General features: G+C 62.7%; 7 protein-coding genes. 1 reads left to right on the top strand and 6 read right to left on the bottom strand.

Annotation, left to right across the window (positions count from 1 at the left end; genetic code table 11):
- Positions 1-564 precede the first annotated feature (564 nt).
- On the top strand, positions 565-1,569 hold the full coding sequence (locus OC446_RS29120) for a multidrug ABC transporter ATPase (protein WP_262032404.1): 1,005 nt from the start codon (positions 565-567) through the stop codon (positions 1,567-1,569).
- 179 nt (positions 1,570-1,748) lie between these two features.
- On the opposite strand, the gene OC446_RS29125 is transcribed toward OC446_RS29120, so the two are convergent.
- The 6 genes from OC446_RS29125 to OC446_RS29150 form a co-directional block, all read right to left on the bottom strand.
- Positions 1,749-2,273: a copper-binding protein gene (locus OC446_RS29125; protein WP_262032405.1), complete on the bottom strand. Its 525-nt coding sequence runs from the start codon at positions 2,271-2,273 to the stop codon at positions 1,749-1,751.
- Between the two features lie 601 nt (positions 2,274-2,874).
- Positions 2,875-3,102, bottom strand: a complete 228-nt coding sequence (locus tag OC446_RS29130) for a hypothetical protein (protein ID WP_262032406.1) — start codon at positions 3,100-3,102, stop codon at positions 2,875-2,877.
- A 159-nt stretch (positions 3,103-3,261) separates the two neighbouring features.
- Positions 3,262-3,744, bottom strand: coding sequence for a DUF411 domain-containing protein (locus OC446_RS29135; protein ID WP_262032407.1), 483 nt, complete (start codon positions 3,742-3,744; stop codon positions 3,262-3,264).
- A gap of 179 nt (positions 3,745-3,923) precedes the next feature.
- Positions 3,924-4,370 carry a DUF305 domain-containing protein gene (locus OC446_RS29140; RefSeq protein ID WP_262032408.1) on the bottom strand — a complete coding sequence of 149 codons (447 nt, stop codon included), beginning with the start codon at positions 4,368-4,370 and terminating at the stop codon, positions 3,924-3,926.
- Between the two features lie 236 nt (positions 4,371-4,606).
- Positions 4,607-4,978 carry a hypothetical protein gene (locus tag OC446_RS29145; protein ID WP_262032409.1) on the bottom strand — a complete coding sequence of 124 codons (372 nt, stop codon included), beginning with the start codon at positions 4,976-4,978 and terminating at the stop codon, positions 4,607-4,609.
- Between the two features lie 50 nt (positions 4,979-5,028).
- The coding region (locus OC446_RS29150) for a hypothetical protein (protein WP_262032410.1) at positions 5,029-5,271 on the bottom strand (243 nt) is incomplete at its 5' end.

Consider the following 5,271-nt stretch of genomic DNA (forward strand, 5'->3'; position numbering starts at 1 on the left):
GGAGCAGCTCGAAGTCCGTCTTCCAATGCTTGTAGTGGCCGCACTTCTCCATCTCATCGATGCGCGTGCGGCCCTCATGAATGGTGGGGTAGCTGTTCTCAATCCCGGTCGCGAACATGAACCATGGCGCCGCCATCATGGAGTCTCCTTTGGATTCCTGGCGCTCACAGGAGGGAGCTTGCATTGCAGTGCGCTAACGCGGGCGTGGGACTTCCGTTGCAGCCTGCCTGGCCCCCTGGCGGCCTGCCAGATGCGTCTCGAAGAGGCTCGCCGGATGGAAGGACAGCGGAACTGAGAGTTTGGCGTGAAGCCTGTGTGAGCAGGCCACCGCGGTGACTTGGCGAAGTCTACTGCATCGGAGGCAGCCGACTGTTCGGTGAGCATTGCTCCACCCTTTTCTCGGTTCCATTCATCAGCTATTCGAGGGGCTGCCCCATAACGCCATCTATGGCGAGCGGCCGTTGTCGCGTTGTGCGGCAATGTCTTGATCAAGGCGGACGACGTGGCATGGCTCACAGGTGGCGCACCCACTGCCTATCCACTCTCCTGTCATGGCCCAGGAAGTTGACGGCAAGCCGCCAGGCCCGGCATGTGGTCACTGAGGAGCCCCTTCGGCCACCTCTGGAGCAGGCGGTTCTGCGCTGGACGCTGCGGCGACAGCTCAAGCTGGTCGCGATCTCGTCCCTTGTGCTTCCGACGACTTATCTTGTTCTTGAACTTCCCAAGCACATCATCAACCACGCCCTCGCGGCTGGTGGCCCGCAGATGGATCTGTTCGAGCTCAAGCTGGATCAGGTCAGCCTCCTCGTCCTGCTCTGCGCCGGGTACCTCGGCGCCATCGCCTTGAACGGCACCATCAAGTACCATGCCAACGTCGCCCAGGGCCGGATTTCCGAGCGGATTGTCAGACGCCTTCGGATCGCCGTCGTCCGAACCCAAGCGCGCTCCCAGGCTCGCGCCGATGATCCGGCCCTGACCGCCGTGGCGATCAGTGAATGCGAGCCCATCGGCTATTTCGCCGGCAGCATGCTGAGCGTGCCCATTCTTCAGGGCGGCACGCTGGCGGCGAGCCTCGCCTTCCTTCTCATGCAGGATGCCGTGATGGCATTGGCGGCGGTCGCGATGCTGCCGGTCCAACTTGCCATCCTGCCCCGGCTCCAGCTGCGCATCAATGCGTCTGTGCTTAAACGGGTTCATGCGACGAGGAGCTTCAGCGCCGCCCTGTCCCGCGCCTCGGAACTCCCTGCGCCGTCATTGGCTATGACCAACCGGGCGCGGTTGCAGCAGATCAGGGCGCTTGAGGCAATCAGGCTCCAGATCAACGAGCAGAAGGCGAGGCTCAAGAGCCTCTTTAACTTCACCTCCAACCTTACCCCGTTCTTCTTCTTCACAATCGGCGGCTACCTTGTCATCCAGGGCCACTTGTCGGTTGGAGCGCTGGTTGCCGCGCTTGCCGCGTACAAGGAGATCAACCCGTCCCTGCGCGAGCTGTTCGAGTTCGCGCAGGCCTGGTCGGATGCGCGCGCCCGCTTTGATGAGGTGGGTCGGGTGATCCGCCCGGAGGGCTGATGGAGGCGCGACTGGAGCTCGGCCAGGTCAGCCCCGCCTCCGCACCTCTGGAGAGGCCGAGGTTCGGCAGGACAATCGGCTGTGGCGGGTGTCGACCTGGGCGTGAACATGCTCGTCGCTGATACTGACCGAGTGCCCGCGGTTGTCCATCTCTGGGAGATGCAAAGCCGTTCAGGGCGTCATCTGCCAATCTTGGTGATGTGCGTCACCATCACGGCTCCCCGGCGCCGCGTGGCCTCAAATCTCACGTTGTCTCCCGCTTTGACCCCTCGCAGCACCTCAGACCGGCTGACGTGAAACACCATCGTCATGGACGGCATCCAGATGCTTTTGTCCACGCTGCCCATCTCCGGGTGCAGGATGGTGACCGTGCCGGCACCGGGATCAACCGCGCGGACCGTTCCTTGAGCATGGACATGATCCGCCATGGACCCTCGGCTGAGTTCGATCTGCTCCATGCGGCTGAGCCACTCGATGCTGGTCATTGCCGCCACGCCGAGGCCGGGAGCGATGACAAGACCGGCCCCGAGGAAAAGCGCCAACTTGAGTTTCGATGTCCACATCATTCTTACCTCCACTCGGCCACAGGATCCGTGGCGCTGTCTTGCACAAGCGACGATGACTTGCAGCAGGCGGGTTGGTTTGCCGCGCTCACGAACATAGCAGGCAGCGTGGCGGCCGCCTTGATCCGGATCAAGCTGCAAGCAGAACTTCCTGCAGGGATCGGTACATCGAACACTCCCAGTACTGGCGTGCACCGGGTTAGATCACCTTCCATCTGGTGCGTCCGGGAGTGAAGCACCCAAGCGCCGAGTGGATGCGTCGCCGGTCATGGTCGTTCTCGGAATAGCCAGACAGCCTCCTGCCGTGCCTCGGTGCGGGTGGCTCAGCGTCATCGGAATGGCAGCGATCCGGACAGGTCAAACGGAGATGGCGGGCACAAGGTGATGCGACGGGATCGGCAAGACCGGTCTGTGACAAGCGGTCTCAAGCGTGCGCGTCCGAGTTGGAGCCGACGCGTGGTCGCCATGAGGATTGCGTCATTTCCGTCGGATGTTTGTATTGAATGGCGCCGCTGGAGACGGACGATGCGCCCTCTCAAATGCGGCCAAACTCGTTGAAACGGCGAATTCACCGGCGTGTCACTGGGTCGCCTGCAGGACGAGCCTGCGGTGGATTGGGTCCGTCCCCGGAAGCTTGGCGGCGAGCGTGCGCGCCCATCCGCCGACCATCGAAAGGTCGGGTTCGAAACGGTAGTAGCCGGGCAGCGTGTCGGGCAGCGGCTCAAGCGGGCCTTCATCGCGCTCACGCTGTGGGCGACATGTCGAGGCGACTGATGAACAAGGTAGCATCCGGTGCCACCTTTCCGGTCTGCTCATCAACCCGCCGGACCAGGACGGTTGTGCCGGAACCGTGCTTCACTTCGCGATCCACCAGTTCGAAGGTGTAGTGGTCCGACACATTGCGGCCTGGAGAGAAGGTCACCGCCGCTCCGACACTGACGAGAACGAGCACGGCGCAGAAAGCACGCATTACAGGACGGTCAACCACTGGAGGAAGTCCTGTTGCTCCCAATAAGAGAGCCGGCTTCAGCGGTCCCCAAGAAGACCAAGCAGCTGCGGAGCGCTCTCCTCGCAGCCCAGTTCAGCCAAGAAGCGATTTCCGAGGCTTGGAGCGCTTGACGATGTCGCGTCAAAGCACCCGCAGTCCCTGGTAGCGTGCAAAGGTTGTGGATCCACGGGGTCCGAACAGCACAACCTCGTAGGTGTCGGGTGCGGTGCCCTCGACCTCCATGCCAGGCGAACCGATGGGCATGCCAGGGACGGCAATCCCCTTCGCCTGAGGCTTCTCGGCCAACAGCCGCTTGATAGCATCCGCCGGCACATGCCCTTCAACCACGTAGCCGCCCACTTCCGCGGTGTGGCAGGAGGCGAGGGCCGGAGGCACCCCGAGCTTGACCTTGAGGCGATTGACCTCGGAGGCCTCCCTGATCTCGACGGGGAAGCCTGCCGCCCGGATATGGTCAGCCCAACCGGAACAGCATCCGCATGATGGATCCTTGGTCACGACGACCGTTGGCAAGGTTTGGGCGCGCAAGTGGTGGGGAGAGCCGACAATGACCGAAGTTGTCAGCCCTGCAAGAATGGCGCGACGGGTGAAAAGCAAAGAACTCATGGGATTTCTCTATCGAAACGGTGACGTGGGAATGCCTGACGCCTGTGCGAGTGCGCCTTAAGCATCGAAGTATCCCGGTGAAGGGCGGAGTTCCGTCCAGGGAGCACGGGCTGGATGGAGGTGCGCCACAGGCGCACCTCCACTCCAATGGCCAGGGATTCGACTTTCACGTTTCCGTTTCACTCGGCTCCCTTCGCCTTGAGCCAAGCCCTCATCTCGCCGATCTCACGCTCCTGTTCGCGAATGACATCGGTAGCCCACTTCTTGGCCTGTTCGTCCTTGCCGTACTGCAAAACGACCTTGGCCATGTCGACGGCGCTCTGATGGTGCGGGATCATGCCCTTCACGAAGGCGATGTCCGGGTCAGCGTTCTGGATGGCCTGTGCCATTGGCGCATGCATCTTGTCCACCGCCGCCGAGTAAGCTCTTGTCGCTTCGGACTGGTTGCCGGCCTGCGTTCCGGGCCCCTGCATCATGCCACCGCCATGCGTCATCTGCCCCTGGGACTGGGCTGTCGCTGCGGGTGCTCCGGTGGTGTGGTGCTGCTGACCGCTGCTTTGTGCCTGAGCCACAGCGGGACCAGCAATGGCAACGGCAGCAGTTACAATGAGAATGAGCGACTTCATAACAGGTTCTCCTCGGTACGACATGGACGTCGGTTGTTGACGACGCATGCTTGGGTGACATTTTTGCTGATGATGCCAAGCGAACGGCGCCTATGGATCATCGGGTACGGGACCAGGGACCTGGGCTAACAGGCAGCCTGGGGCATCGCACGCCCAGAGATTGGCGGGCGATGAAAATCCCTGGGATGACGAAACGAGACTTGGGGAGCGACAAACGGGCAGAGCCGGTCGCGCTTTCAGACGATGAAGGAAGTTCGTGGCGGACGCTTCAGGCCAGCCGGGTCAATACCGGCTCCCCCCTGGCTCACGAGCGCCTGGATGCCGGCCGTTGCGGAATGAGCGGGTTCGCTCGGTACGCCGAACGGCAGGGCCACTCCGCAGGCATTGGCGCAATGGGACCCGTAAGTCGTGCCCGCGCCGTCGGGCTCACCAGAGTTGAGACAGTGGGTGCAACTATCGGAGGCTTTCACGAGGGCTATGCCTTCGCCACTCTCATGGTGCGACGGCTGTGACACGCCCGTGTGGACGCGTCCTTCGGCATGGTGCGAAACAGTGTTGTGGACCTTCATGCCGACCACAGCAGCGCTGTGCAGCGCGAACGCAGCCATCGCCACCAACATGAGGCTGGTGGCAAGGCGTCGTACGTAAGGCGCGGCGATCAGGGTGGAAGTTGAGCGGCGATCATCTTGAGAAGTGACGCCGCTGCCGCTCCGCAGGGAGGGCCGAGGCCCGACCGGAGGGGCGGCAGCGGCGACGGCGCGATCCGCCAGGACCGCACCGTCTGGCTGTCGTGGCCGGCCGGATAAGGATTGGAGTTCTTCACGACCAAATGAGGAACTCGCCCTTTGCCCGGCCGCCACATCACCGACTGCCAGATGAGATGGGATGGTTGCCGCCCTCC

The sequence above is a fragment of the Microvirga sp. Mcv34 genome, assembly GCF_024519725.1.
Classification (GTDB): Bacteria; Pseudomonadota; Alphaproteobacteria; order Rhizobiales; family Beijerinckiaceae; genus Microvirga.

Coding starts and splice junctions, on each gene's coding strand:
- OC446_RS29145 (WP_262032409.1), bottom strand. CDS start 4,978: ATGGCTGCGTTCGCGCTGCACAGCGCTGCTGTGGTCGGCATGAAGGTC.
- OC446_RS29135 (WP_262032407.1), bottom strand. CDS start 3,744: ATGAGTTCTTTGCTTTTCACCCGTCGCGCCATTCTTGCAGGGCTGACA.
- OC446_RS29130 (WP_262032406.1), bottom strand. CDS start 3,102: ATGCGTGCTTTCTGCGCCGTGCTCGTTCTCGTCAGTGTCGGAGCGGCG.
- OC446_RS29140 (WP_262032408.1), bottom strand. CDS start 4,370: ATGAAGTCGCTCATTCTCATTGTAACTGCTGCCGTTGCCATTGCTGGT.